19 protein-coding genes and 1 pseudogene are annotated in these 24,896 nt (G+C 73.9%); 9 read left to right on the top strand and 11 right to left on the bottom strand.

What is annotated here, in order from left to right:
* Positions 1 to 107 precede the first annotated feature (107 nt).
* Positions 108 to 1,385, top strand: a complete 1,278-nt coding sequence (locus IF55_RS24500) for a TerD family protein (protein WP_078645137.1) — start codon at positions 108 to 110, stop codon at positions 1,383 to 1,385.
* An 88-nt stretch (positions 1,386 to 1,473) separates the two neighbouring features.
* Here the strand turns inward: IF55_RS24500 and IF55_RS24495 are convergent, their stop codons facing one another.
* Positions 1,474 to 2,001: a CGNR zinc finger domain-containing protein gene (locus tag IF55_RS24495; RefSeq protein WP_030892623.1), complete on the bottom strand. Its 528-nt coding sequence runs from the start codon at positions 1,999 to 2,001 to the stop codon at positions 1,474 to 1,476.
* Positions 2,002 to 2,062: 61 nt separating this feature from the next.
* Between IF55_RS24495 and IF55_RS24490 the strand changes: the two genes are divergently transcribed.
* Both IF55_RS24490 and IF55_RS24485 read left to right on the top strand, forming a co-directional pair.
* Complete coding sequence (locus IF55_RS24490; protein ID WP_051776256.1) at positions 2,063 to 3,151, top strand: EamA family transporter; 1,089 nt, start codon at positions 2,063 to 2,065, stop codon at positions 3,149 to 3,151.
* Positions 3,152 to 3,500: 349 nt separating this feature from the next.
* A complete protein-coding gene (locus IF55_RS24485) occupies positions 3,501 to 3,695 on the top strand; it encodes a hypothetical protein (RefSeq protein ID WP_030892618.1) in 195 nt (64 codons plus the stop codon).
* Positions 3,696 to 4,219: 524 nt separating this feature from the next.
* Here IF55_RS24485 and IF55_RS24480 read toward each other — a convergent pair.
* Together IF55_RS24480 and IF55_RS24475 are read right to left on the bottom strand one after the other, a co-directional pair.
* Positions 4,220 to 5,239 (bottom strand): MsnO8 family LLM class oxidoreductase, encoded by a 1,020-nt coding sequence (locus tag IF55_RS24480; protein WP_030892615.1) that lies wholly within the window; start codon positions 5,237 to 5,239, stop codon positions 4,220 to 4,222.
* Between the two features lie 78 nt (positions 5,240 to 5,317).
* Positions 5,318 to 6,919 (bottom strand): alkaline phosphatase PhoX, encoded by a 1,602-nt coding sequence (locus tag IF55_RS24475; RefSeq protein ID WP_106980473.1) that lies wholly within the window; start codon positions 6,917 to 6,919, stop codon positions 5,318 to 5,320.
* 645 nt (positions 6,920 to 7,564) lie between these two features.
* On the opposite strand from IF55_RS24475, the gene IF55_RS24470 reads away from it, so the two are divergent.
* Together IF55_RS24470 and IF55_RS24465 are read left to right on the top strand one after the other, a co-directional pair.
* Positions 7,565 to 8,731, top strand: coding sequence for a S1 family peptidase (locus IF55_RS24470; RefSeq protein WP_245661388.1), 1,167 nt, complete (start codon positions 7,565 to 7,567; stop codon positions 8,729 to 8,731).
* A gap of 14 nt (positions 8,732 to 8,745) precedes the next feature.
* Entirely contained in the window at positions 8,746 to 9,195 is a 450-nt protein-coding gene (locus tag IF55_RS24465; RefSeq protein ID WP_030892609.1) for a hypothetical protein, read from the top strand.
* A 342-nt stretch (positions 9,196 to 9,537) separates the two neighbouring features.
* Here IF55_RS24465 and IF55_RS24460 read toward each other — a convergent pair whose 3' ends face one another.
* Complete coding sequence (locus IF55_RS24460) at positions 9,538 to 11,037, bottom strand: hypothetical protein (protein WP_030892606.1); 1,500 nt, start codon at positions 11,035 to 11,037, stop codon at positions 9,538 to 9,540.
* Positions 11,038 to 11,480: 443 nt separating this feature from the next.
* Between IF55_RS24460 and IF55_RS24455 the strand changes: the two genes are divergently transcribed.
* Complete coding sequence (locus tag IF55_RS24455; RefSeq protein ID WP_030892605.1) at positions 11,481 to 13,439, top strand: endonuclease/exonuclease/phosphatase family protein; 1,959 nt, start codon at positions 11,481 to 11,483, stop codon at positions 13,437 to 13,439.
* 122 nt (positions 13,440 to 13,561) lie between these two features.
* On the opposite strand, the gene IF55_RS24450 is transcribed toward IF55_RS24455, so the two are convergent.
* Positions 13,562 to 15,460, bottom strand: a complete 1,899-nt coding sequence (locus IF55_RS24450) for an ATP-binding cassette domain-containing protein (RefSeq protein ID WP_030892602.1) — start codon at positions 15,458 to 15,460, stop codon at positions 13,562 to 13,564.
* 364 nt (positions 15,461 to 15,824) lie between these two features.
* Between IF55_RS24450 and IF55_RS39520 the strand changes: the two genes are divergently transcribed.
* The 3 genes from IF55_RS39520 (at position 15,825) to IF55_RS24440 (ending at position 20,840) form a co-directional block, all read left to right on the top strand.
* Positions 15,825 to 15,992, top strand: coding sequence for a hypothetical protein (locus IF55_RS39520; protein WP_157854614.1), 168 nt, complete (start codon positions 15,825 to 15,827; stop codon positions 15,990 to 15,992).
* A 103-nt stretch (positions 15,993 to 16,095) separates the two neighbouring features.
* Positions 16,096 to 19,383 (top strand): lantibiotic dehydratase, encoded by a 3,288-nt coding sequence (locus IF55_RS24445; RefSeq protein ID WP_078645135.1) that lies wholly within the window; start codon positions 16,096 to 16,098, stop codon positions 19,381 to 19,383.
* A 5-nt stretch (positions 19,384 to 19,388) separates the two neighbouring features.
* Positions 19,389 to 20,840 carry a lanthionine synthetase C family protein gene (locus IF55_RS24440; protein WP_157854611.1) on the top strand — a complete coding sequence of 484 codons (1,452 nt, stop codon included), beginning with the start codon at positions 19,389 to 19,391 and terminating at the stop codon, positions 20,838 to 20,840.
* Positions 20,841 to 21,526: 686 nt separating this feature from the next.
* On the opposite strand, the gene IF55_RS24435 is transcribed toward IF55_RS24440, so the two are convergent.
* The 6 genes and pseudogenes from IF55_RS24435 to IF55_RS24410 all read right to left on the bottom strand — a co-directional run.
* On the bottom strand, positions 21,527 to 22,201 hold the full coding sequence (locus IF55_RS24435) for a hypothetical protein (RefSeq protein ID WP_030892596.1): 675 nt from the start codon (positions 22,199 to 22,201) through the stop codon (positions 21,527 to 21,529).
* Positions 22,198 to 22,407, bottom strand: a complete 210-nt coding sequence (locus IF55_RS24430) for a hypothetical protein (RefSeq protein WP_030892593.1) — start codon at positions 22,405 to 22,407, stop codon at positions 22,198 to 22,200. Before IF55_RS24430 ends, IF55_RS24435 begins: the two co-directional genes overlap by 4 nt.
* Before the next feature lie 207 nt (positions 22,408 to 22,614).
* A complete protein-coding gene (gene dapD / locus IF55_RS24425; protein WP_030892590.1) occupies positions 22,615 to 23,604 on the bottom strand; it encodes a 2,3,4,5-tetrahydropyridine-2,6-dicarboxylate N-succinyltransferase in 990 nt (329 codons plus the stop codon).
* A gap of 130 nt (positions 23,605 to 23,734) precedes the next feature.
* Entirely contained in the window at positions 23,735 to 24,280 is a 546-nt protein-coding gene (locus IF55_RS24420; protein ID WP_030892588.1) for a TetR/AcrR family transcriptional regulator, read from the bottom strand.
* Positions 24,280 to 24,603 (bottom strand): DMT family transporter, encoded by a 324-nt coding sequence (locus IF55_RS24415; RefSeq protein ID WP_030892585.1) that lies wholly within the window; start codon positions 24,601 to 24,603, stop codon positions 24,280 to 24,282. The genes IF55_RS24420 and IF55_RS24415 overlap by 1 nt, the downstream gene beginning before the upstream one ends.
* A gap of 175 nt (positions 24,604 to 24,778) precedes the next feature.
* Positions 24,779 to 24,896 (bottom strand): annotated as a pseudogene (locus tag IF55_RS24410) (metal-sulfur cluster biosynthetic enzyme); the annotation flags it as partial.

Below are 24,896 nucleotides of genomic sequence, written 5' to 3'. Positions count from 1 at the left end.
CCCCACCCGCCCTTTACGCCCCTCACGTTCCTCACGCCCCTCACGCCCCGGCGCAAGGAACACGTTAGTAATGGAACTGCAAAGCGGGGCCGCTCGTTACCCGTGGCATGACCGCTATGACACCCGGCTCGAACATCCCTCTCTCCGTCGCCCGCGTGACGGTGGACGTCACCGCTCCCGTGCGGCTCGACGTGTCGGGCCTGCTGCTCACCGCCGACGGCAAGGTGCGCTCCGACGACGACTTCGTCTTCTACAACCAGCCCAGCGGGCCGGGCGTGACGCACCGCGCCGGCGCCGGCGGCGCGGGCGACTCGATCACGGTGGACACGGCGGCCGTGCCGCCCGGCATCGAGAAGGTGGTGGTGACCGCGAGCCTGGACGCGGCGGGCGCGACCTTCGCCGGTACGGAGCCCACCGCGACGATCCGCGGCGCCGACGACGGCTCGCCCATCGCCACCTTCACCCCGCCGCGGCTGGGCGCGGAGACGGCGCTGGTGGTCGTCGAGGTGTACCGGCGGGGCGACGCCTGGAAGGCCCGCGCGGTCGGCCAGGGGTACGCGAACGGGCTGGCCGGGATCGCCACGGACTTCGGCGTGAGCGTAGAGGAACCGGCGGCACCGGCGGCTCCGCCCGCCCCCGCGCCCGTACAGCCCGCCGCGCCCGTACAGGCGCCGGCGCCCACCGGACCCGCGGCGCCGCTGCCGCCGCCCCCGGCCGCCGCGGCACCGAGCCCGGCGCAGGCCCCCCAGCCCGTACAGCCGCCGCCCGCTCCCCCGGCCGCGCCCGCCGCGCCGGCGCCCGGGGCGGGAAAGGTCAGCCTCGACAAGGGCAAGGTCAGCCTGCAGAAGAACCAGACCGTGTCGCTCGTCAAGGGCGGTCAGCCGCTCATGCGCTCGGTGAAGATGGGCCTCGGCTGGGAACCGGCGTTCCGCGGCAAGGACATCGACCTCGACGCGTCCGTCATCGCCTACGGCCCGAACCGCAACATGATCGACGCCTGCTACTTCGGCAAGCTCCAGATCCTCAACGGCGCGATCCAGCACTCCGGCGACAACTTGACCGGCGCGGGCGCGGGCGACGACGAGTCCATCACCGTGCACCTGGGCGGCCTGCCGCCGGAGGTGACCGGGCTGGTCTTCACCGTCAACTCCTTCAGCGGCCAGAAGTTCAGCGAGGTCGCGAAGGCGTACTGCCGGCTGGTGGACGCCCAGTCCGGGGAGGAGCTGGTGCGCTTCGATCTGACCGGCTCGGAGCCGAAGACGGGGGTGCTGATGTGCAAGCTGATCCGTCAGTTCTCCGGTGAGTGGGACATGACCGCCATCGGCTCCTTCGTCAAGGCGCGTACGGTCCGCGGCCTGGTCAAGCCCGCCGCCGAGGCGCTGTAGCCGCTGCCGCCGCCTACGCGCGAGGGCCGCGCCCGGCCACCGGGCGCGGCCCTCGCGCGTCCCCGCGGGACCCGCCAAGGATGAGGGATCACGGCCTCGGCTTCCGGTGCTGGGCGCGATGGCGGCGTACGGCGTCGTTGTTGGAGCACCTGAGGGAGCAGTAGGCGCGGCGGCCGTTGCGGGAGACGTCGACGAACACGCGGCCGCACCCCTCGCGGGCGCAGCGCCCCAGCCGGTCCGGGGAGGCGTGGCAGGCGACGTAGGAGAGCCCGGCGGCGGTGACGGCCCGGATGTGCGCGGCCGGGTCGGCGCCTTCGGAGCTGTAGTGCAGGTGCGGGGTGCCGTCGTGCAGGGAGATGTACGGGCGGCTGGCCGAGTCCGCCAGCAGCGCGTTGATCCGCGCGCAGCGCCGGTCGAGCGGCTGCGCGCCGAAGCAGTCGCCGAGCCGTCGGCTCCACTCCCAGAGCTGCCGGGTCTGGGGGCGGGTGAGGCGGCGGTCCGCTATGCCGTGTGCGTCCAGAACGGGTTCCAGTTCGTGCGGTTCCCATGGGGCGCCGCTGTTCGCCAGGGCGGCGGCCAGCCGGGCGGCCTCGCCGCCGTAATGGTTGAAGTGCACTGAACGATTACAGCATGGTGGTGGCCGGGCCGCCCGTGGCCTCCCCGACCGAGGAGGCCCCATGCCCGAGCACCGCCATGCCCGCCGCGGCGGCTCTACCCGTTACGGCCGTAACAGCGGTTACGACGGTTACGGCCGTTACAGCGGTTACGGCCGTGACAGCAGTGACAACCGTTACAGCGGTTGCGGCCGCAACACCCGTTCCAGCCGCTACGCCGCCCGGCTGCCGCTCGTGCTCGTACTGGCGCAGATATGCAGCCTCCAGATGGGCGCGGCCGTGGCCAAGGGCGCGTACGACCAGGTCGGGGCCACGGCCCTGGCGGGGATGCGGCTGTTCTTCGCGGCCGTGATCATGTGGGTGGCCGTCCGGCCGCGCCTCCGGCGGGTCGACGGCCCGCGGTGGCGCGCCGCCGTCGCCCTCGGCCTGGCCCTCGCCGCGATGAACGTCGCCTATTTCCAGGCCATCAGGTTCCTGCCGATCGGGGTGGCCTCGACGGTGGAGTTGCTGGGCCCGCTGGCGCTGGCGGTCGCCCTGTCCCGGCGCGTACGGGACCTCGCCGCGGCGCTGCTGGCGCTGTGCGGCGTGCTCCTGCTGACGGCCCCCGGCCAGGCCCTCCCGGTGGCGGGCCTGCTGCTCGGCGCCGCGGCCGCGGTGTGCCGGGCCGGTTACGTGGTCCTCAGCCGGCGGGTGGGGCAGCGGTTCCCGGACGCGAGCGGGCTGGCGCTCGCCCTGGCCGTCGGCGCCTGCGCGCTGACCCCGGTGGCCGCCGCGACCGCGTGGCGTCAAGTGGCCGCGCACCCGGGCGTGCTGGGCATCGGGTTCGTGGTCGCGGTCCTGTCCTCCCTCGTTCCGTATTCCCTGGACATGACCGTCCTGCGCCGCGTCGGCGTCCGCGCCTTCGGGCTCCTGCTGTCGCTGAGCCCCGCGGTCGGGGCGGGGGTCGGCGCTCTGCTGCTGCACGAAAGCCTTACGGGCCGTCAGGTCGCCGCGATCGCCCTGGTCGTGGCCGCCACGGCCTGGTCGGTCGCGGGCCCGAACGACGACGCCTCGTCCACCAGGGGCCACACCGGCCGCCGCCCGTCGCCTCGCCGGTCGACGAACTCCCCCGCCAACGGGCCCCGCGAGAACACCCGCGCCGGTGGAGACTGAACTTCCGCCCACACCGCGGCGATGTGGCGTTGGTCGCACCCACGACTGTGCGCGCGTCGTACCGCGAGGCACCGCCAAGCGGGCCCGGCCGCGTTCTCGGCCCTGCGGGGCGGTGGTTGGGGCAGGCCGCCTCCGGGGCCACTACACGGCATGTGACCAGGGCTTTCGTGACGACGGGACGCTTCCGGCCCAACGGGCTCGCGAACTGCCGCAAGCGGGGCGCGAGGTGCCGTACGGACCGTAGGAGAACGCCGCGAACGAGCCGCCGGAGGGCGGTCGGAGCCCCTTGTGGCCATCATCGCCCCGCATAACGGGGTGCGTTGTCAGTGGCTGCCCCTAGCCTGTACTTATGCCCACCCACCGTTCCCACCCCGCCGCCGCACGCCCTGACGCCGCCGAACTCAACGCCGCGATCCACGCCCTCTGGGCGTCCTCCGCGCGCCGAGGAGGCGGCCTGACGTCCGTGGAGCGCCGCGAGTACGAGCGGCTCCGCCGGGAATGGCTGGCGACAATGGGCCGGGAACGCTGCACGGCCATGGCATGACCGCAAGGAATCGACGCGGCGCTGACCGTAAGGGAATCGACGGGGCGATGACCGTAAGGGAATCGACGGGGCCTGACGAGGGCCATGACGGGCGCCCCGCACGGCGGGCCACCGCCCCGACGCGAGGGCACCGGTTTCGACGGCGCACCACCGCCCCGGCGCGAGGGCGCGCCGGGGCCGAGTTTCCGGTGAACGCTCCGGGCACCCCGGGCCGGAGGGCCCCCGGAGGGTCAGTCGACCCGGACGGTGAACCGCTCTGCCGGGGCTGCGGCGGAGCCGAATCCGAACGGCCGGAGGGCCGGCGCCGGCGGTGGGCCGCCCCAGCGCGATCGCGCCAAGGCAGGTGCCGGCGACGGGGAAACCGGCCCCAGGGCCACGCCGCCCTGTCGTGGAGCGCCGGTGCCGAGCCCCTGTAGCCGGAGGCCGACCCCCGCGGGGCACCGCCCCCGGGAGGCCGGCAGCCGGAGCCGCATCCTCCGCCGCGCGCCGTCGCGCCCGGCACAACCCCCGCCGGAGGCGAGGTGTCAGGCCGTCGTCAGGCGGGCGAGGCGGCGGTAGGAGTCGTAAAGGGCCTCGCGGTCGTATGTGCTGGTGGTGACGAGGACCTCGTCGGCACCGCTGCGTTCGATCGCGGCGCTCAGCGCGGTCGCGACCTCTGCCTCCGTGCCGTGGATCTGGCCGCGCAGGGCCGAGGTGTAGTACTCGCGCTCCTTGTCCGTCATGCGCGGTTCCAGCGCCTCGATCTCCTCGGCCGGCATCAGCGGCGGGAAGGCGCCGCGCGTACGGGAGCGGGCGAGCGAGAACGCCTCGGGGAGCAGCAGCCGGCGGGCGGCCTCGGTGGTCTCCGCGACGGCCACGGTGCCCGCGATGATGACGTACGGGGCCGCCAGCCACGGGGACGGCCGGAACTCCGCCCGGTACCGCTCGATCGCCTCGGTCATCCGGTCCGGACCCCGGAGGTCGCCGATGACCAGGGCCAGCCCGGCGGCGGCCGCGAGCCGGGCACCGGCCGCGTTGGCCAGCACGAAGACCGGCACCCGCAGCCCCTCGGCCGGCTGCGCCCGTACCTCTGGGTGTACGCGCTGGTCACCGGTGAAATAGCCGGTCAGCTCGGCGAGCTGGGCGGCGAAGTCGCGGGTGGCGTCCTTGTCGGCGCCGAGCGCCCGCCGGATGCCGTCGGTGAAGCCGACCGACCGGCCGAGCCCCATGTCGATCCGGCCGGGGAAGAGCGATTCGAGGACGCCGAACTGTTCGGCGACGACCAGCGGCCGGTGGTTCGGCAGCATCACGCCGCCCGTGCCCACCCGGATGCGCGAGGTCGCGGCGGCCACTGCGGCGGCGAGGACCGTGGGCGCCGAACCGGCCACACCCGGCACGCTGTGGTGCTCGGACACCCAGAACCGGCGGTACCCCAGTCCCTCGGCCAGCCCGGCGAGGGCCACGGTGTCCCGCAGCGCCTCCCCCGGCTCCCGCCCCTCGCGGGTGCGGGAGCGGTCGAGGATGGAGAGCGGGGTGGTCCGTAGGACCGAGAGTGCCGAGTTCACTTCTGTGACAACAGCGGCGAGCGCTCAAGATTCCCGGACGGACACTGCCGCCGGACTGCTGGCCCAGGAGCCGCACCATCACTGGCGGTGACGGCCCTGGCGCCGCCACGGGCCGGTGATCGCCAGCATGATGCCGGGTTCCTGAATGTTGGCGAACAGCGTTCGCCCGTCCGGCGAGAAGGCCACCCCGGTGAACTCGCTGTACGCGGGCTTCTCCGCGGTGCCGACATTGAGCTCGTTGCGCGCGATGGGGTACGTACGGCCGTCGTCCAGCGCCCCGAACAGGTGCTGCACGCCCTCGCCGTCCTCGGCGACGACGAGCCCTCCGTACGGCGAGACGGTGATGTTGTCCGGGCCGTCGAAGGCCCCTTCCCGCTCCGGGTGCGCGTTGACGCCGAACCGCACCTTGAGCGTCAGGGTGCGGCGCTTCGGCGCGTAGAACCAGACCTGTCCGTCGTGGGGCGCGGGGCTCTCCTGGCGGGCGTACGAGCAGACGACGTAGACGCCCCCGTCGCCCCACCACATGCCCTCCAGCTTGCGGGCCCGCGTGACCTGGCCGTCCGCGAACTGCTTGCGCACCGGGACGGCCCGCGCGTCGCGGTCCGGCACGTCGGCCCAGTCCACGCCGTAGACCGTGCCCGGCTTGGTGGCGCGCGCGAGGTCGTCGACGAACCGGCCGCCGGAGTCGAAGCACTTGAACGCCTGGAGCACGCCCGCCTCGTCGGCCAGCCGGCGCAGCCCCCCGCGCCCGTGCCGGAAGCCGTGCGGCGGCGTCCAGCGGTAGAGCAGCCCGTTCGGGCCCGCGGCGTCCTCGGTCAGGAAGACGTGGCCGCTCCGCGGGTCGACGACGACTGCCTCGTGCGCGTACCGCCCGAACGCCTTGACCGGCCGGGGACCGCGCCCCGCCCGCCGGTCGTACGGGTCGACCTCGAAGACGTAGCCATGATCCTTGGTCATACCGTTCTGGCCGGCCTTGTCCTCGGTCTCCTCGCAGGTCAGCCAGGTGCCCCAGGGGGTGAGGCCGCCCGCGCAGTTCGTGGACGTCCCCGCGATGCCGACCCACTCGGCGACATGGCCGCGACCCCGGCGCCCGCTGCCGGGAGCCCCGACCTCCACGACCGTGCAGCCGCCCGCGGCCGCCGGGTCGTAGACGAGCCCGTCGGCGAGCGGCACCGGGTACGGCCATTTGGCGCGCGGGCCGCTCAGCTCGTGATTGTTGACCAGCAGCGTCACCCCGCGTCGCCCCTCGAAGGCGGCGGTCCCGTCGTGATGGGACGGGGTGAACTCGCCGGACTCCAGCTTGGTGACCCCGGCGCGGGTGAGGACGCGGTACGAGAACCCGGCGGGCAGCGCGAGCAGCCCGGCCGGGTCCGGGAGGAGCGGCCCGTAGCCGGGGGCCCCGCCGTAACGATCGGGGTGTCGCTCCCCGGCAGCCGCGGCGAGAGCGCCGGGCGCGGTGGCGAGCACACCGGCGCTGCCGGCCAGCACGACCCCGGTACCGGCGCACGCGGATCGCTTCGCGAACTCCCGGCGGCTGAGGGGTTGGACGGGACCGGCGGGAGGGGCGGGCGAGACGGGAGGGGCGGTGGCAGTGGAGCCGACGGGATCGACGGGATCGATTGGGCTGACGGGCCCTTCGGGTCCGGTGGGCCCGGCGGTGCTGGTGCGGCTGATCGTCATCTTCGTCTCCAGGGATGGCCGGATCTGTCGCTCGGTGGTGCGGTGTCTCGGCAACGCGGTGACGCGATGGCTCGGGTGAGCCGGTGGTGCGGCGGCTCAGGCGAGCCGGTGGTGCGATGGCTCGGACGAGCCGGTAGTGCGGCGGCCGTGGCGAACCGGCAGAGCGGCGGCAGTCGCCGTGGCAGACGGGCAGCGGGCCGCCGACAGGCCCCGGACAAGCCGGCGGCAAGCCACCGGCAGGCCACCGGATGCGGCCGGTCGGCCGGCGACGGCGCTCACTCTCCCGCCCCGTGCCGAACGCCGGTTGAACGGGGCGCGACGTCCACGTCGACATTCCGCGCTGACGTTCGACGGTCCGTAACCTTCTCTCGGCCCCGGCAGCCGCCGGAAAACCATGACAAAGAAGGTCATCAAAGGCATCTGCCCAGCAATGACTTGATTGCCCGCAGAACCCCTTGACCGCCGACCGCCCCGGCCATAAACAGTCCCTTACCTGCATCACCCGTCAGGAGCACGCGCCAGGCGCGGCTCCCACCGAGTCCGGCCCCCGCCCTCGTCAGGGCTGGGCTCCACGCACACACGGTCCCGCGCACGGCGCTTCCGCATGCCCGCGCGGGCCCTGGACCGGGGAAGAGGTGGTTCGGCGTGAGCCGGCCCGAGATGATGCGAGGACCCACCGGCGGGCAGGTCAGTGACTCCTCCCGCCAGCAGGCGATGTCCGACTTCATGCGGCCCCAGGCACCGGTCGCCAACGTCGTCGGCTTCGGCCACGGCGTGAAGTGGACCGACGGGGAGCCGACCGGCCAGGAAGCGGTCCTGGTCTTCGTGACCCAGAAGGTCCCGGAGTCGATGCTGACCGAGCGGGACCTGATCCCGCACATGATGGACGACGGCACCCCGACCGATGTCGTGGCCGTCGGCCACGTCGCCGCCCAGCGCCAGCGCCAGAGCGGCCGCCCGATGGCGGGCGGCGGACGGCAGGAGAGTCCGTACGCCCCGGACGGCGGCGTCTCCGAGTCGCTGACGCGCCTCTCCCAGCCGCTGCTGGAGGAGATCGGCCGCGAACTCGGCTCCTTCGAGCCGCAGACCCTCAAGCGCAGGATGCGCCCCTGCCCGTCCGGCTTCTCGGTCGGGAACGTGTCGGTGACGGCCGGCACGCTGGGCTCGGTCGTGTACGACTTCCTGCCGGGCGCGACCACCGACCCGCCGGGGCCCGGCCTCGGCATCCCGAACAAGTTCTACATCCTCAGCAACAACCACGTGCTGGCCGACTCCAACCGCGCGCAGCGGGGCAGCTCCATCGTGCAGCCCGGCGTGTTCGACGGCGGCCAGGACCCGGCGGACCGGATCGCGACGCTGGACCGGTTCATCACCATCCAGTTCGCGCCGCAGACGCCGCTGGAGCAGCAGAACAACGTGGTGGACTGCGCGCTCGGCGAGGTGGAGTTCCAGGACGCCACGCGCCAGCAGTACTTCGGCGGCGCGCCGCGCGCCTGGCGCCGCAAGGCCAATGTGGCCGTCGGCGACCTGGTCAAGAAGACGGGCCGGACCACCAATCTGACCATGGGCCGGATCATGGCGGTCGACGCGACCATCGACGTCAACTACGGCACGGCGGGCACCGCGCGGTTCAAGGACCAGATCCTCACCACCAACATCTCGGCGGGTGGCGACTCCGGTTCCCTGGTGACCTCGCTGGACGATGTCGCGCTCGGACTGCTCTTCGCGGGGTCGTCCGTCGTGACGGTCATCAACCACATCGAGAACGTCCGCGCGCTGCTGCGCGTCGAGATCTCCGAGCAGCTCGCCTGAGGGGCGGAGGAGCCATGACAACGTCGTCCCAGAAGAAGAAGGGCCAAGTCCGCTCCGAGCACCGCTTCATCAACCCGCAGGGCGCCGAGGTCAAGACGCGGGACGAGGCGTTCGCCGCACCGGTCATGGACGTCTCGGCCGAGGCCATGATGACGACGGCGAAACTGACGCTGCACAACGGCGCGGTGACCTTCGCCATGGAGGTGCAGTACAACCCCAACACCTACCCGCACGTGGTGAGCGGCGGCCGGATCACCTCCGGCATCTGCGGCGCGCCGTGGGACATCACGGGCGGCTACGTCGGCCAGCAGATCAGGCTCGACGCCAAGCGCACCGGCCAGGGCTCGTGCGCCAACACCATCACCATCGTCGGCGAGTTCCAGAACCCGCCGGCCTACCGCGGCACGTACGGCTTCGACGGCGCGTCCTCGTCCTTCAAGCACACGACGCGCTACGAATGCTGACACCAGCCCCTCACCCGCCGGGCGGGCTCCAGGCCCAATCAAGCCCGTCCGGCGTTCGAGGGCACGCCCCCAGGCCGCGCCTCACCGAACAACCGCACCCAATCAAGCCCGTCCGGCGCTTGAGGACACGCCCCCAAGGCGCGCCTTGCCAACCCGCCCGCACCACATCCAGCCCGTCCGGCGCTTGAGGACGCCCGGGCCGCCGGCCCAATCAAGCCCGTCCGGCGCTTGAGGACGCCCGGGCCGCCGGCCCAATCAAGCCCGTCCGGCGCTTGAGGACATGGCCCGCCCGGCGCCGGAGGGCGACCGGCGCGGGGGCGAGCCCCCGCACCGCCAAAACCCCTACGCCTGAGACCTGGCCTTGAACGCGGCCTTACGCGCCTCCTTGGCCACCTTCTTGTCCGGGTGCAGCCTCCCCATCGCCTCCAGCACATCCGCCGTCGCCGGGTGCTCCACCCGCCACGCGGCGTCGAAGAAACCGTTGTGCTGGCCGACCAGCCCCTCCACCAGCCCGCGCAGCTCGTCCGTGTCCCCCTCCGCCGCCAACTGCGCGGCGATCGTGTCCACGGTCAGCCAGAAGATCATCGACTCGGTCGGTTCGGGGATCTCCGCGGCGCCGTGCTCGGCGAGCCAGACCCGGGCGAGCCCGCCGAGCTGCGGATCGTCGAGCACCTCGCGCAGCGCGGGCTCGGCCTCGGCGCCGACGAGCGTGAGCGTCTGCTGGCAGGCGAGCCGGCGCCGCGGCGCGAACGCGTCGTCCCCGCGCGCGGCGGCGAGCAGCTCGCGCGCCGCGTCGAGCGGCGCGCGCCCGGCCAGCCACGCCTCCGCCTCGGCGCGGGCGGCGCCCTCGGGGTGGTCGGGGAGCGCGCCGAGGAGCACGTCGGCGCCCTTGTCGGCGAGGTCGCCGACGGCCGGCGCGTCGACCCCGGCGTCGAGCATGCGGGCCCGTACGGCGAAGACGCCGAGCGGGGTGAGCGCGACCATGCCGTAGCGGGTGACGTCCTCCTCGCCGAGCGGCTCCGCGAGACCGTCGCCGTCGCCGTCGCCGTCCTGGGCGATGCGGCCCTCGCCGTCGACCTCCTCGATGAGCGCCTCGTCGACGGGCTGGTACTGGATGATGCCCGTCGGCTCCAGCATCCGGAACTGGTCGTCGAGGCGCATCATCGCCTCGGAGACCTCTTCGAGGATGTCGTCGGTCGGTTCGTCCATGTCATCCGGGACGATCATGGAAGCGGCCAGCGCCGGCAGCGGTACGGGCCGGTCGGCCGCGCCCTCGTCCAGGGCGGTCAGCAGGTAGAGGTTGGCGAGCACGCCGTCGAGGAAGTCGGCCTCCTCCTCGGGGTTCCAGTCGAGCGAGTCGAGGTCGAGGTCGCCCCCCTCGCCGAGCTGGTCGACGATGTCCGCGAGGTCGGGCGCGGCGGCGTCGGCCAGTACGGTCTCCAGCCCGCCGAGCCACACGTCGAGGATGTCCTGGGGGCTGCCCGAGGTGAGCGTGGCCAGTTCCTCGCCCGCGGCGGCGGCCCCGGACGGCTGGTCGGGGTCGTCCGACTCCTCCGCCTCCGGGTCCTCGGCGAACTCGATCAGCCCGGTGTCCAGGGCGAGCTGCCAGGCCTCGGCCGCGTACCCGGGCCCGTCCTCGTCCGCGAGGAGTCCGAGGTGCTCGGCGGCGCCGCGAAGCTGCTCGGCCAGCAGCTCGCCGCCGGCTCCGACGGGGGTGCCGTCCCCGGCCCAGCGGGCGAGCTTCGCGGCGCGCGCGAAGAGGGGCGCGGACAGCGCGTCCCGCGCGAGCTCCGCGTCGGAGTGCAGCCGCACCGGCGGCATGGTGGGACGGTCTCCGGACATCAGGGGGTTCATCTCCTCGGGGGTACGGCCGCGCCCGCTCGCCCGGACGCGCTGCTCAAGCGTAGACGGAACGGCGGGGCGCTTTCCTCCGGATGCGGCGGGAGCGGTCACGGGCCGCCGCGCCCGGTCCGTACGCGCCGGAGGCCGCACCCGCGGTTCACGAGGCCGTCGGGGCGGGTACATCCGGAATCCCTTGACAACTTCCTTACGCGCCCACGAGATTGACGCGCGTAGAAGCCGCTGTACGCCGCGGAGGCACCGCGTTGCCGCACCTCGCGGCCGCCCATCGCAGCGCCCCTGCCGGACACCACACCGAGCCGGCCCCCGAACACCCCGCACGCCCCGCACGTCCCCCGCACACCCCGCACGCCCCGCACGCCGCTCCTGCCCCGCCCGCCACCTCTCACTCCGCCCCGGAGGCTCCCGTGCCCACGCGCCACCACATCTCCCGTCGGTCCCCGCTGCGCGGCCCCACGGCCGTCGCCGCGCTGGCCGCCGCCGCGCTCGCGGCCGGACTGCTCGCCGCGCCCCCGGCCGCGAGCGCCCCCGCTCCCTCGGCGGGCACCGCCCCCGCGACCGCCGGCCCCGCCACCCCGTCCCCCGGCCACCGGTCCGAAGCCCCGCCCCCGGCTCGTACCCGCATCCACGACATCCAGGGCCGCACCCGGATATCCCCGCTGGCCGGGCAGCGGGTGACCGGTGTGCCGGGCACCGTGACGGCCGTACGGGCCTTCGGCTCGGCGCGCGGCTTCTGGGTGCAGGACCCGCGTCCGGACCGGGATCCGGCGACCAGCGAGGCGATCTTCGTGTTCACGGGGTCCGCCACCCCCGCGGTCGCGTCCGGCGACTCCGTGCTGGTCTCCGGTACGGTCACCGAGTACTACCCCGGCGGCGCCGCGGCCGGGCTCCAGTCCGTGACGGAGCTGACCCGGGCGGAGTGGACGGTCGAGTCGTCGGGCAACCCGCTGCCCGCCGCCGTACCGCTACGGCCGTCCACCATCCCGGACCGGTACGCGCCGGACGCGAAGGGCGGCTCCATCGAAGGGCTCCGGCTGCGGCCGAACCGTTACGCGCTCGACCGCTACGAGTCGCTGGAGGGGATGCGGGTCGGCGTCCGCGACGCGCCCGTCGTCGGCGCGACCAGCACCCACCACGAGCTGTGGGTCACCGCCGAGCCGGGCCACGCCCGTACGGCGCGCGGGGGCGCGCTGTACTCCTCCTACCGGGACCCGAACAGCGGCCGGGTGAAGATCGGCTCGCTGCTCCCCCTCGCCCAGCACCCCTCCTCAGCCTTCCCCGCCTTCCCCGCCTTCCCCGCCTTTCCCGCCGCGAACGTCGGCGACGAGCTGACCGGCACCACCGCGGGCCCGCTGGACTACGACAACTTCGGCGGCTACACCATCGCGGCCACCGAACTCGGCGCCCGTACCGACCGCCGCTTGGCGCGCGAGAAGACGCGCCCGCAGGCGGCGGACGAGCTGGCGGTGGCCACGTACAACGTGGAGAACCTCTCGCCCAAGACCCCGCCCGCGAAGTTCGAGCGACTGGCGGAGGCGCTGGTGGACCGGCTCGCCGCGCCCGACATCGTGGCGCTGGAGGAGGTCCAGGACGACGACGGGCCCGCCGACAGCGGGCACGTCGGCGCCGGCCGCACGCTGGAACAGCTCACGGACGCCATCGCGGCGGCCGGCGGTCCGCGGTACGAGTGGCGGCAGATCGACCCCGTGGACGGCCAGGACGGGGGGCAGCCGGGCGGCAACATCCGTAACGCCTTCCTCTTCAACCCCGAGCGGGTCTCCTTCACCGACATCCCCGGCGGCGACTCCACCACCCCCGTGAAGGTCGTGGGGCGCGGCGGCGCCACGGCCCTGTCCGCCTCGCCGGGCCGCGTCGCCCCCGCCGACCCGGCGTGGCGCGACAGCCGCAAGCCGCTCGCCGGGCAGTTCTCCTTCCGCGGCCGGCCGGTGTTCGTCGTCGCCAATCACTTCAACTCCAAGGGCGGCGACCAGGGCGTCGACAGCCGCTTCCAGCCGCCGGCCCGTACGTCGGAGACGCAGCGGCTGGGCCAGGCCAAGGCCGTGAACGCCTTCGTCAAGGAGCTGGTGACGGCCGACCCGCGCGCCGATGTGATCGTCGCGGGTGACCTGAACGACTACCAGTTCTCGCCCGCGCTGAAGGCGCTCACCGCGGGCGGCGTCCTGACGGACCAGGTCGGGCGGCTGCCGAAGCAGGAACGGTACGGCTATGTGTACCAGGGCAACTCCCAGGTCCTCGACCACATGCTGACCAGCCGTCACCTGCGCCGGGTGGACTACGACATCGTGCACATCAACGCCGAGTTCGCCGACCAGGCGAGCGACCACGACCCGCAGGTCCTGCGACTGCGGGTACGGGACCGCTAGCCACCCGCGTCCTGAACCGCGAGCTTCAGGTTCTGAGCGTTCTCAATGTTCTGAGCGTTCTCAGTGTTCTGAGCCGCGAGAGTTCCAAGCTCCGGACCGCGAAAGCCCCAGGTTCCGAACCGTCAGATCTTCAGATACTGGGCCGCCTGCAAGGAGTGCAGATCGGCGAAGCAGCCGCCTGAATGCAGCAGTTCGGCGGGCGGCCCCTGTTCGACGAGCCGGCCTTCGCGCAGCACGTGGACGACGTCCGCGTGGCGCACGGAGGCCAGCCGGTGGGTGATGAGCACGATCGTGTGCCCGGCGTCGGCCAGCGCGCGGATCTGCTCGAACGCCTCGATCTCGGCCCGCGCGTCGAGCGCGGCGGTCGGTTCGTCGCAGATGAGCAGGGGCGCGTCGCGGAAGTGGGCGCGGGCGATGGCCAGTCGCTGCCACTGCCCGCCGGACAGCTCGACGCCGCCGCTGAACTCCCGCGCCACCAGGGTGTCGAAGCCCTGCGGGAGCCCGTCCACGAGCCGCCGCGCCCCGGCGTGCGCGGTGGACCGCTCGACGCCCTCCCGGTCCGCGGCGCGCCACGGCTGGCCGATGCCGATGTTGGTGTGCACGGTGAACGGCCAGCGCATGAAGTCCTGGTCGACCAGGGCGACCTGCTGGAAGATCTGTTCCCGGTCGGCTTCGGAGACCTCCACGCCGTCCCAGTGGATGGTCCCGGCCGTGGGCAGGCACAGGCCGCTGAGGAGCTTGGCGAGGGTCGTCTTGCCGGAGCCGTTCTCGCCGACGAGGGCTACGATCTGGCCGCGCCGGATCGTGAGGTTCACTTTTTCGAGCGCGGGCCGCTCCGCGCCGGGGTAGGTGTAGCCGACGTCCGTGAAGACGATCCGTTCGGCCGGGTACGGCGGGGGCGCGCCGCCCGGGGGGATGGCGTGGCGCTCGGCCTCCTTGACGGCGCGGCGCAGGTCGAGGAAGAACAGCGACTGCTCGTAGAGGTGGTTGACCTGGCCGATCATGAGCCGGAGGTTGGCGGTGCCGTTGCGGATGGCGAGGACGGCGGTGCCGGCGGCCGCCAGCGGCACCGCCTCGCGGACGAGCAGCATGGCGAGCGCGGCATAGGTGAGGGCGGTCGCGATGCCGGCCAGGGCGCTCGCCGCGAGGGAGGTCGCCGCCTGGGCGTGCGCGAGCCGGGTCTGCTCGCGGCCGGAGCTCTCCGTCATGCGCTCGAAGTGGTCGAGGAGGTACTGGCCGGCGGCGTGCACCCGCACCTCGCGGGCCGATTCCCGCTGGGACAGGAGTGTGGCCAGCAGGTTCTGCTGGCGAGTGTGGTCGAGCCACGCCTGGAGGGAGAGGTACGAGCGGCGCGCCGACCGTACGGTGCCCCATCCCTTGGGCACCGCGATGAGGCCGAGGAGCGGCAGGAGCGCCGGGTGCAGCAGGGCCAGCACGACGGCCGAGGAGCCGAGCGAGATCACGGCGTTGATCACGCCGACGCTGTGGGAGACCATCCGGCGCGCCGCCATCGCCCCCAGCTCGGCGGAGTCGACGAGCCGCCGGAAGGCCGGATCCTCGACGGCGGTGAGTTCGACGCGGATCACGCGGCGCAGGAGCTGGGCGGTGGCGGTGCGCTCGACCTTCGGTTCGAGGCGGCCGGTGGCGGCGAGGGAGACGGCGGCGAGTACGGCCGTGAAGGCGCTCGCGGCGGCGACGAGGGCCAGCGAGGGCAGGGCGTGGTAGACGCGGTCGGGGGCGGGGACGGCGGCGAACAGGCGCAGCAGCACCTGGTTGGTGGCGAGCAGTCCGGCCGCGTTGGCGACGCCCTGCCCGGCCTCGGCCAGGGCGACGGCGATCAGGGCCGTACGGTCGGCGGCCCAGCCGAGCCGCGTGGTGTCGGCGACGAGGGTGGGCAGTCGGCGGGCCATCGCGAGGAACGACACGCGTAGCCGGGCCATCTCGTGGCCGGCGGCGGCGTACTTCAACCGCCCGCCGAAGAGTACGTCCTCACTCGACGGCGGACCCGAATCCTTTGACATGCGGCACATTCCTTAAAACGGAAATGGTTACCTGTAGAGTCCGGTTGTTCCGGTTGAGTCGCCCAATTATCCCCGTCCCGGGATATCCCAACCCTCGGCGGGCGGCGTTTTTCGCCGGATTCTTTTGACGAGGCATCAGTGAATCGATTCAGCGGTCGGCTTGACCCGCCAGGGTCCGCCACCCTTGTCACCTGCGTTTTTTCGCCAACTCTTTTCAGCCAGTCGTATTAATCACTCACATGAGTAATTACCGTCGGATCACCCTTGCGCGAATACACATCGCGGCTCCACCGTGGAAATCAAGCGGAAGCTTCAAACGTTCCGCTATCGGGATCGAAAAACTCACCGGAAGGCAGGTATTTCCATGCCCATCGCAACCGCCACGCTCGAAGCCGCCGAGGACATCTTCGACCTCGATGTCCGCGAGATCGACGGCGTCGCGCCCGATGGCGGCGTCATGATCTCGCCCACCTCCAACTGCACCCGCTGCGGCTGCACCTTCATCACCTGTCCTGAGACGGGCTGCCACTGATCCATGTGGCCGCGGGCGCCCCTTCCAGGCCGGCGGGAGGGGCGCCCGCGCTCGGACGTTCAGCGTCGGCACGCGTGACTGGGCAGATCGGAGAAGAACGGGCATGAACGCCAAACCATTTTTCGCCTGTGCGGACTTCGCGATGCTGCGCGCGCCGGTCCACCCCGCGCACCGGGCGCTGGACACCTGCCCGGACGTGGCGGAGGGCGCCCCCGACGAGGCCGACCGCCTCATCGACTACCTGCGCCGCGCCGCCGCGGAACCCCTCCTCCGGGAGGCCGTCAGCGTCTCCAGCTCGTCCCTGGGCCGCGTACTCGACCGCATCGCGGCCCTCGACCGGCCCGACGGCAGCCGGTCCGACGCCCCGACGCCGGCATCGAGGCCGGCACCGGGGCCGCCGTCGCCACCGCCGCCGAGCATCGCGGAGCTGCGGCGCGCCGCACGGGCGCTGACCGGCTACCGGCTGCGGATGGCCGCCCGCTGTACGCCCTTCGGGCTGATGGCCGGGGTCGCCACGGCGACGTTCGCCGAGGGGGGCGGCGAGGCGGCGAAGGTCCGGTTCGGCACGGAGCACCGCCGGGCGGTGCGCCCGGACCGGCAGTGGCTCACGGCGCTGCTGACCGACTGGGAGCGGCGGCCGGAGCTGCTGCGCCAGTTGCGCGTCACCCTCAACAACCTCTGCTTCGTGCGCGGCCGGCGGCTCGTACTGCCCTACCTGCCGCACGCCGCCGGCCAGCCGCAGTCGCACCGCACCGTGCACGAGGTCAGCGTGCGCCACACGCCGGCGCTGCGCCTGGTGACGGAGCGGGCCCGCGGGCCGGTCCGCTTCAGCGAGCTGGAGCGGCAGCTCCTCGCCTCCTTCCCCGGCGCGTCGGCGGAAGCCGTCCGGCGGATGCTGACGCAGTTGGTGGAGAAGGACATCCTGCTCACCGAGGCGCGGCCGCCGCTGGAGGCCACCGATCCGCTCGGCCACGTACTGGACGTCCTCGGGGCGCTGCCGGACGCCTCGGCCGTGCCGGAGCTGGCCGAACTGCTCTCCGTGCGCGACGCGTTGGGGGACTACGCCCGCCAGGAGCCCGGCCGGGGGCTCGCGGCCTGGCGGGCCGTCACCGGCCGGATGGCGCGGCTGCGTCCGGCCGAGCGCCTCGTCCAGGTGGACCTGGCGCTGGACGCCGATGTGACGCTGCCCCGCGAGGTGGCCGCCGAGGCGGAGCGGGCCGCGCGGCTGCTGTGGCGGCTGGCGCCCGAGGAGCGCGGCCCCGCGCATCTGCGCCGCTACCACGAGGAGTTCCTGGAGCGGTACAGCACGGACCGGCTGGTGCCCGTGAAGGAGCTGCTCGACCCCGACATCGGGCTGGGCGCGCCCGCGGGGTACAACATGCCGCCGAGCCACCGGTTCCCGCGGCCGGAGGGCGTCACCGAGACCGGGCGGGACCGGCTGCTCACCGAGCTGGCCCAGGGGTCGCTGCTGGCGGGGGCGGCCGAGGTGGTGCTGGCGGACGACGGCGCCGATCCCGTGATCCGCGCGCTGTCGCGGTCCGAGGGCACCCCGCCCGCGTCGCTGGAGCTGTGGACCAAGCTCCTCGCCGACTCCCCCGCCGCCCTGCAGGCCGGTGACTTCCGGCTGGTGGTGACGGCGGGCTCGCAGACCGCCGGGGGCATGTTCGGCAGGTTCGCGTATCTGCTGCCCGACGAGACCCGGGCTGCCCTCGCCGCGCTCGCCCGCTCCGTGGGCCATCCGAACCCGGAGGCCCTGCCCGCCCAGCTCACGTACCAGACCTCGCACTCCCGCAGCGGCAATGTCTCGCAGGTCCCGCAGTGGCTGGAGCGCAAGGTGCCGGTCGCGGTGTACGCGGACCCGGCCGCCCCCGGCCATCTGGACCTGGCGGATCTCGCCGTGGGTGCGGACATCGGCCGGCTGTTCGTCGTGGACCGGCGCAGCGGCCGGGAGGTGGTTCCCACCGCGTTCCACATGCTCGACTCCCAGTGGCAGGCCCCGAACGCCGCGCGGTTCCTGCGCGAGATCTCGCTCAGCGGGGTGCGCCGCTGGCGGCCGTGGGACTGGGGCCTGGCCTCGCACCTGCCGTTCCTGCCGAGGGTCCGCTGCGGGCGTACGGTCCTCTCGCAGGCCCGCTGGCGCGCCACGGAGGCGGTGCGCGACGCGGAGAGCCCCTTCGAGCGGTGGGCGGAGGCCGTCGCCGAGTGGCGGTCGCGGTGGCGGGTCCCCGAGAGGGTCTGCCTCTCGTTCTCCGACCAACGCCTCGAACTGGACCTCACCCGGCCCCAGCACCTGCGGCTGCTCCGCCGCGAGCTCGGCCGCCGGCCGGGCGCCGAGCTGTACGAGGTGGAGGCCGGAGCGGAGCAGGACGCCGGCTGGCTGACCGGCCCGCTGGGCACGCACCGCAACGAGGTCGTCTTCCCCATGGTCACGCGGTACGGGCCCCGCCCCGCCCGGCCCGCCGCGACCACGCGGCCCCGCGACCGGCTCTCGCCGCCGCGCCCCGCCCCCGCCGAGCACCTGCCGGGCGGCGAGTGGCTGTACGCGTCCGTGTACTGCGCCGCCGAGCGCCAGGACGAGCTGATCGCCACGGAGCTGCCGTCGCTGCTGCACTCCCTGCCGCCCGAGGGCATCGACCGCTGGTTCTTCCTGCGCTACCGCGACCAGGAACAGCCGCAGTTGCGCCTGCGGCTCCATGGAGACCCCGGCGTCCTGACGGCGCAGGGGCTGCCGCGGCTCAATGAGTGGGTCGCCGGGCTGCGCGCCTCGGGGCTGGCCAGAAGGCTGATCCTGGACACGTACGATCCGGAGGCCGAGCGGTACGGCGGCGCGGAGGCGATCGACGCCGCCGAGCGCGCCTTCCACGCGGACAGCCTCGCCGTCCTGGAGCAGCTCAGGCTGCTGGACACCGGCCGCCTCACCGTCGATCCGCTGCTGCTCGCCGCGGCCAACTATGTCGATCTGATCAGGGCGTTCTGGCCGGACGACGCCGGCTCCCCCACGCCGGACGGCGAGCCCCAGTGGGTGCGCTGGCTGCTCGGCAGCTACGCGAAGCACGGCGCCAGTGCCGCGTACCGCGTCTTTCGCAAGCGCCGCCGGGACGCGGTCGCGCTCATCGATCCGTACGGCGACTGGGCCTCGCTGCGCGAACGCCCGGGCGGCGAGGCGGTGCTGGCGGCCTTCGCCCGGCGGGCCCCGGCCGTCGCGGAGTACGGGCGCGTCCTGCGCCGCCTGTCGCCGCCGTGGGCGCCGCCGCCGCAGATCCTGAACTCGCTGTTCCATATGCATCACAACCGGCTGATCGGCATCGACCGCGAAGGCGAGCAGGCCACGTACGCCATCGCGCGCGGCGCCGTCCAGGCCCACCGAGACCGCCGGAGGCACAACGGATGAACCCCGTGAGCACACAGCGCCCGGCCGATGAGGCGGCGGAGGCGGACGGGCCGCGTGGGTCGGCCGAGGCGAGCAAGGCAGGTAGGGCGGCCGAGGCAGCGGATCGAGGGGCGAGCGGCGGACCGCAGGCCGACGACCCGCCCCGAGCCGATCGCGCGACGGCCGCCCGCGCGGCCTCGGTCGTGGCCGAGCTGGCCGGGCGGCTCGCGGACCCGGACGCGGTCGTGGCCGTCGCGACCGCGGAGGGGAACGTGGACCGGCCGCCGGGCCGCGACCCGGTGCACCCCTGGGGCGGGGTGACCCTGGCCGAGGGCCACCCCGGCGTGGCCCTGCTCTTCGCCGAGCTCGCCCAGGACGACCCCCGGCACCGCGCCCACGCGCACGCGCATCTGGCCCTCGCCGCCCGTGCGCTGTCGGCGAACCACGGCGCGGGGCTCTATGTCGGCGCCCCTTCGCTGGCGCTCGCCGCCTGCGCGGCCCGTCGCGGCCCCGGGGACTACGCCACCCTGCTGGACCGGCTCGACTCCCGAATCGAGGCTCGGGTACGGCAGTTGCTCGCGGCGGAGGACGAGCGGTTGGCCGCGCGCCGCGCCGGCGCGAGCATGGACGTCTACGACCTGATCCTCGGCCTCGCGGGGATCGGCCGGTATCTGCTGCTGCGCGCGGACCGGCATCGGGACGCGCTCACGGACACGCTGGCGTATCTGGTCCGGCTCACGGAGCCGGTGCGGCACCTCGGGCACACGGTGCCCGGCTGGTGGGTGCCCGGCGCCCCCGGCCTCGGTCAGGAGGCGCATTTCCCGCGCGGCCACTTCAACCTGGGCCTGGCGCACGGCATTTGCGGGCCCTTGGCGCTGTTCGCGCTCGCCGAGGAGGCGGGCGTCTCCGTGCCCGGCCAGCGGGAGGCGGCGACCCGGATCGTCGACTGGCTGCTCGGCAAGCAGTCGGCCGACCTGAGCTGGTCCGCCGCCGTGAGCTGGGACGACGAGATCGCCGGGGTCCGGCCCGGCCCGGCGTGCGGCCGTTCCGCCTGGTGCTACGGCACACCGGGCGTGGCCCACACCGTGCATCTGGCGGGGCGCGCCTGGGGCCGCGACGACTGGCGCCGGACCGCGGTCGACGCGCTGACCTCTTGCCTGGACGGCCCGCAGGCCGTGGTGGACTGCGGGCTGTGCCACGGCTGGTCGGGGCTGCTGCAGATCGCCTGCCGGATGGCGCGGGACAGCCGGGACGAGCGGCTGCTGGCACGGTTGCCGCACCTCGCGGAGCGGGTGCTCGCGGCCTACAACCCGGCCCTGCCGCTCGGCTACCGCTACGCGGACACCCCGCCCGGCCTCTGGGCGCCCCACCGGGCGGGCTTCCTCGAAGGCACGGCGGGGATCGCCCTCAGCCTGCACACCTACGCATCGGGCGGCGCCCCCCGCACACCGTGGGACGCCGCGCTGCTGCTGGCATAAGGGCCACCGCCGGGCCGCTTCGGGGCCTCGCCGGCCCGGCTCGGGAAGCGTCGCCGAACCGGCGCCGGGCCGATCCCGGGCCTCGCCGGCCCAGCTCGGGAAGCGCCGCGGGCCGCCGCCGGGCCGATCCTGGGCCGCGCCGGCCCGGCTCGGGAAGCGCCGCCGAGCCGGCGCACGGAGCGGCGTCGAGTCAGCGCGGACGCCGCACCACCGGAGCGCCTCGCAGAGCCTCGCCGAACCGGCCCACCGAGCAGCGCCCAGTCAGCGCGGACGCCGCACCACCGAGGCGACTCGCGGAGCCTCGCCGAACCGGCCCACCGAGCAGCGCCGAGCCAGCGCGGACGCCACACCACCGGAGCGCCTCGTAGAGGCTCGCCGAACCGGCCCACTGAACAGCGCCGAGTCAGCTCGAACACCGCGCCACCGGGGCGCCTCGCAGAGCCTCGCCGAACCGGCCCACCGAGCAGCGCCGAGCCAGCACGGACGCCACGCCACCGAGGCGACTCGCGGAGCCTCGCCGAACCGGCCCGGGTCACCCGCCGGACCGGCCCAGGTCACCCGCCGGACCGGCACAGGTCACCCGCCGGACCGGCACAGGTCACCCGCCGGACCGGCACAGGTCACCCGCCGGGCCGGCTCGTGGGTGTCGACAAGTCGGCCCGCAGGCCGTCGCCGGGGCGACCGGCTCAGGGCTCGTCGCGGTCGATGACCTTGGCCAGCTCGCTCTGGAACCAGTCGAGCCGGGCCTGCAACAGCGCGGCCTCGGCGACGAGTTCGGGGACCGTGCCGCCCGCTTCGGGCCGCGGGGGCGCGGCCGCGGCGGTTCCGGGCGCCGCGGAGACGGTCAGCCGCTCCCCCGCCAGCCGCGCGAAGCCGGGAAAGGAGATGCTCATCCGGTCCGCGGCGCAGCCCGCGCAACTGCCCGTCACGGTCCGCCAGCCGGCCCGCCCCCAGCCGGCGTCGGCGAACCGGTCGGAGGCGCGGCCGCAGGAGCAGGGGCCGACGCGGGCGATACGGACGCGCTGACGGGCGTAGCGCATCCCACGCTCGTAGCGGATGTACGAGCCGAGCACGGTGATCTCCAGGACGACGGCCCGGCGGTGCTCGGTGAGGCAGGTCAGGCCGAGGGCCTCGTCGCGGGAGTGCAGGCAGTGGAAGCCGCAGTCGCAGCGGCGGGAGGGGCAGCGGTGGCGGCGCCCGTAGACGCAGCGCGCGTCGTCCAGTACGCCGTACGGCAGGCCGCCGCCGAGGGAGACGCCGGTGAAGCCCGCCCGGCGGCCGTTATGGGACAGCACCGGGTAGGCGATCTTGTAGCCGGTCGGCGGCTCCGTCGGGTGTTCCTCCGGGAGCCGCAGCCTCATCGCGGCGCCGTCGCCTCGGCCCCGGCGGCCACCGCACCCCGGTCGCCGGCCTCGACCGCGGCCTCGACCGCGGTCTCGGCTGCGGGGTCGACCGCGGTCTCGGCCCCGGCATCCGCGGCGGCGGCCCCCGACGCGGTCGTCGGCTCGTGCTCCGGCTGCTCGCGCTCCTCGGCGAAGCCGACGGCGAGCGGTTTGCCCAGCCTCATGGCGTCCTCCCCTGACCACTGCGATGGACAGCGAACCTCCCCATGGTGGCTCAAGGGGGCGGGAATTGACACCAGTGCATCCCGGACACCCGAACCCCCGGGCCGGACACGACACACGGCAGCGCGGCCGTACGACGGGCGTTTCCGTCGTACGGCCGCGCGGCGCGCTCCCCGACCGGGCCAGGGCCCGTACCAGGGCCCGGCTGATCAGTCGTTGCTGTGCAGCGCCTCGTTGAGGCCGCCCCAGGAGCCGGAGCGCGGCAGGGCCTCCACCCGACCGGAGGTCGAGTTGCGGCGGAAGAGGAGGTTGTTCACGCCGGAGAGGTCCAGCGCCTTGCTGACCTCGCCGTCCGGCAGCGTGACGCGGGTGCCCGCGGTCACGTACAGCCCGGCCTCGACGATGCAGTCGTCGCCCAGGGCGATGCCGATGCCGGCCTCGGCGCCCAGCAGGCAGCGCTCGCCGATCGAGATGATCTGCTTTCCGCCGCCGGACAGGGTGCCCATGATCGACGCGCCGCCGCCGATGTCGGAGCCGTCGCCGACGACGACGCCCGCGCTGATCCGGCCCTCGACCATGGAGGCGCCGAGTGTGCCGGCGTTGAAGTTGACGAAGCCCTCGTGCATCACGGTGGTGCCGGAGGCGAGGTGCGCGCCGAGGCGGACGCGGTCGGCGTCGGCGATGCGCACGCCGGCCGGGGCCACGTAGTCGGTCATGCGCGGGAACTTGTCGACGCTGGTGACCGCGAGGTGCAGCCCCTCGGCGCGGGCGTTCAGGCGCACCGTCTCCAGCCGGTCCACGGCGACGGGGCCCAGCGAGGTCCAGGCGACGTTGGCGAGCAGGCCGAAGATGCCGTCGAGGCTCTGGCCGTGCGGGCGCACCAGCCGGTGCGAGAGGAGGTGCAGGCGCAGATAGACGTCGTGCGTGTCGATCGGCTTCTCGTCGAGGGAGGCGATGACCGTACGGACGGCCACGACCTCCACGCCGCGGCGGGGGTCGGGGCCCAGGGCCTTGGGGGCGGCGTCGCCCAGCAGTTCGGCGGCGCGCTCGGCGGTCAGCCGCTCGGTGCCGGACGGGCCGGGGTCGGCGGTCAGCTCGGGCGCCGGGAACCAGGTGTCGAGGACGGTGCCGTCCTCGGTGATGGTGGCGAGGCCGGCGGCGACGGCGCCGGTGGTACGGGGGGCAGCAGCATCGGTCATGACCGAAAAATAACCGGACACGGCCCGTCGAAGCGAACCGCTCCCGGCGCCCGGCTCCAGTACCGGCCGCACCACCAGCCCCCAGGGGCCCGACGTGCACGGAGGCGTGCGTTCCGTCTCAGCCTCAGCCTCAGCCGATGACGCGCGACAGGGTCGCCCGCACCTGCTCCCGGTCGAAGGGGCGGCCGGTGAGGAGGAGCTGGAGCAGCAGCCCGTCGATCAGCGCGACGAGCGTCCGCGCGGTGGCCTCGTCCTTGGTGTAGCGGGTGAACATCTCGACCATCTCGTCCAGCCAGGCCGCCGCGATGGGCTGCAGCCGCTCGCGGCGCAGCGCGGCGAGGTAGAGGTCGTACTCCAGCCGCACGCGGCTGCGGTCGCCCGTGGTGGCCACGCAGTGCTCCAGCAGCCGGACCAGCCCGTCCACAAGCGGCTCCGCCGGGTCGAGGTGGCGTTCCCAGCTCGCGACGGAGGTCGTCGGCCCGCTGTTGACCTGCTGCAGCGCGGCGATCAGCAGATCGTCGAGGGTCGCGAAGTGGTACGTGGTGGAGCCGAGCGGCACGTCCGCGGCGGCGGCGACGCTGCGGTGGCTGAGCCCGTCGATCCCCCGCTCGGAGACCACGCTGATCGCGGCGTCCACGATGCGCTGCCGCCGGTCCGGATCGTAGCGGCGAGCCATCAGTGGGAGGCCCCGCCGAGGTTGAGCACGACGACCCCGGCGATGATCAGGCCGATGCCCAGCATCTTGGCGGCGGTGGCGGCCTCGCCGAGGAAGACCATCCCGATCGCCGCGATGACGGCGGTCCCGGCCGCCGACCAGATGGCGTAGACGGTCCCGACCTCCATGCTCTTCAGCGTCTGCGCGAGCAGCACGAACGCGAGCAGGTAGCCCCCCGCGGTGCCGAGCGACGGCCACAGCTTGCTGAACCCGTGGCTGTACTTCATGGCCGTCGTCGCCAGAACCTCGGAGAGGATCGCGCCGGCCAGCATCACATATGGCATGCGTACGAGCGTACACACCGTTACGTACGACCGTACACACCGGTCCCGGCGACGGCGGACGACGGCTACGGCACCGCATCTCCCCACACAGCGGCAGCCCGCCTTCTGACCGGGGTCAGGGGCGGGCTGCGCGCGGTGGTGACGTGCGGCTGTGATCAGCCGGGCCGGCGTCGGGTCAGACGTTGAAGCCCAGTGCGCGGAGTTGTTCGCGGCCGTCGTCGGTGATTTTGTCGGGGCCCCACGGGGGCATCCAGACCCAGTTGATGCGCAGCTCGCTCACGATGCCTTCGGTG

The sequence above is a fragment of the Streptomyces varsoviensis genome (genome assembly GCF_000718635.1).
Taxonomy (GTDB): Bacteria; Actinomycetota; Actinomycetes; order Streptomycetales; family Streptomycetaceae; genus Streptomyces; species Streptomyces varsoviensis.
Note: the sequence above shows the minus strand (reverse complement) of the source record. Positions and strands in the feature narration are given on the sequence as shown.

Bases quoted from the DNA above. Each gene is read 5' to 3' on its own strand.
- IF55_RS24500 (WP_078645137.1), top strand. From the start codon at position 108: ATGACCGCTATGACACCCGGCTCGAACATCCCTCTCTCCGTCGCCCGC.
- IF55_RS24490 (WP_051776256.1), top strand. From the start codon at position 2,063: ATGCCCGAGCACCGCCATGCCCGCCGCGGCGGCTCTACCCGTTACGGC.
- IF55_RS24485 (WP_030892618.1), top strand. From the start codon at position 3,501: ATGCCCACCCACCGTTCCCACCCCGCCGCCGCACGCCCTGACGCCGCC.
- IF55_RS24475 (WP_106980473.1), bottom strand. From the start codon at position 6,919: ATGACGATCAGCCGCACCAGCACCGCCGGGCCCACCGGACCCGAAGGG.
- IF55_RS24465 (WP_030892609.1), top strand. From the start codon at position 8,746: ATGACAACGTCGTCCCAGAAGAAGAAGGGCCAAGTCCGCTCCGAGCAC.
- IF55_RS24460 (WP_030892606.1), bottom strand. From the start codon at position 11,037: ATGTCCGGAGACCGTCCCACCATGCCGCCGGTGCGGCTGCACTCCGAC.
- IF55_RS24450 (WP_030892602.1), bottom strand. From the start codon at position 15,460: ATGTCAAAGGATTCGGGTCCGCCGTCGAGTGAGGACGTACTCTTCGGC.
- IF55_RS39520 (WP_157854614.1), top strand. From the start codon at position 15,825: ATGCCCATCGCAACCGCCACGCTCGAAGCCGCCGAGGACATCTTCGAC.
- IF55_RS24445 (WP_078645135.1), top strand. From the start codon at position 16,096: ATGAACGCCAAACCATTTTTCGCCTGTGCGGACTTCGCGATGCTGCGC.
- IF55_RS24435 (WP_030892596.1), bottom strand. From the start codon at position 22,201: ATGAGGCTGCGGCTCCCGGAGGAACACCCGACGGAGCCGCCGACCGGC.
- IF55_RS24430 (WP_030892593.1), bottom strand. From the start codon at position 22,407: ATGAGGCTGGGCAAACCGCTCGCCGTCGGCTTCGCCGAGGAGCGCGAG.
- dapD (WP_030892590.1), bottom strand. From the start codon at position 23,604: ATGACCGATGCTGCTGCCCCCCGTACCACCGGCGCCGTCGCCGCCGGC.
- IF55_RS24420 (WP_030892588.1), bottom strand. From the start codon at position 24,280: ATGGCTCGCCGCTACGATCCGGACCGGCGGCAGCGCATCGTGGACGCC.
- IF55_RS24415 (WP_030892585.1), bottom strand. From the start codon at position 24,603: ATGCCATATGTGATGCTGGCCGGCGCGATCCTCTCCGAGGTTCTGGCG.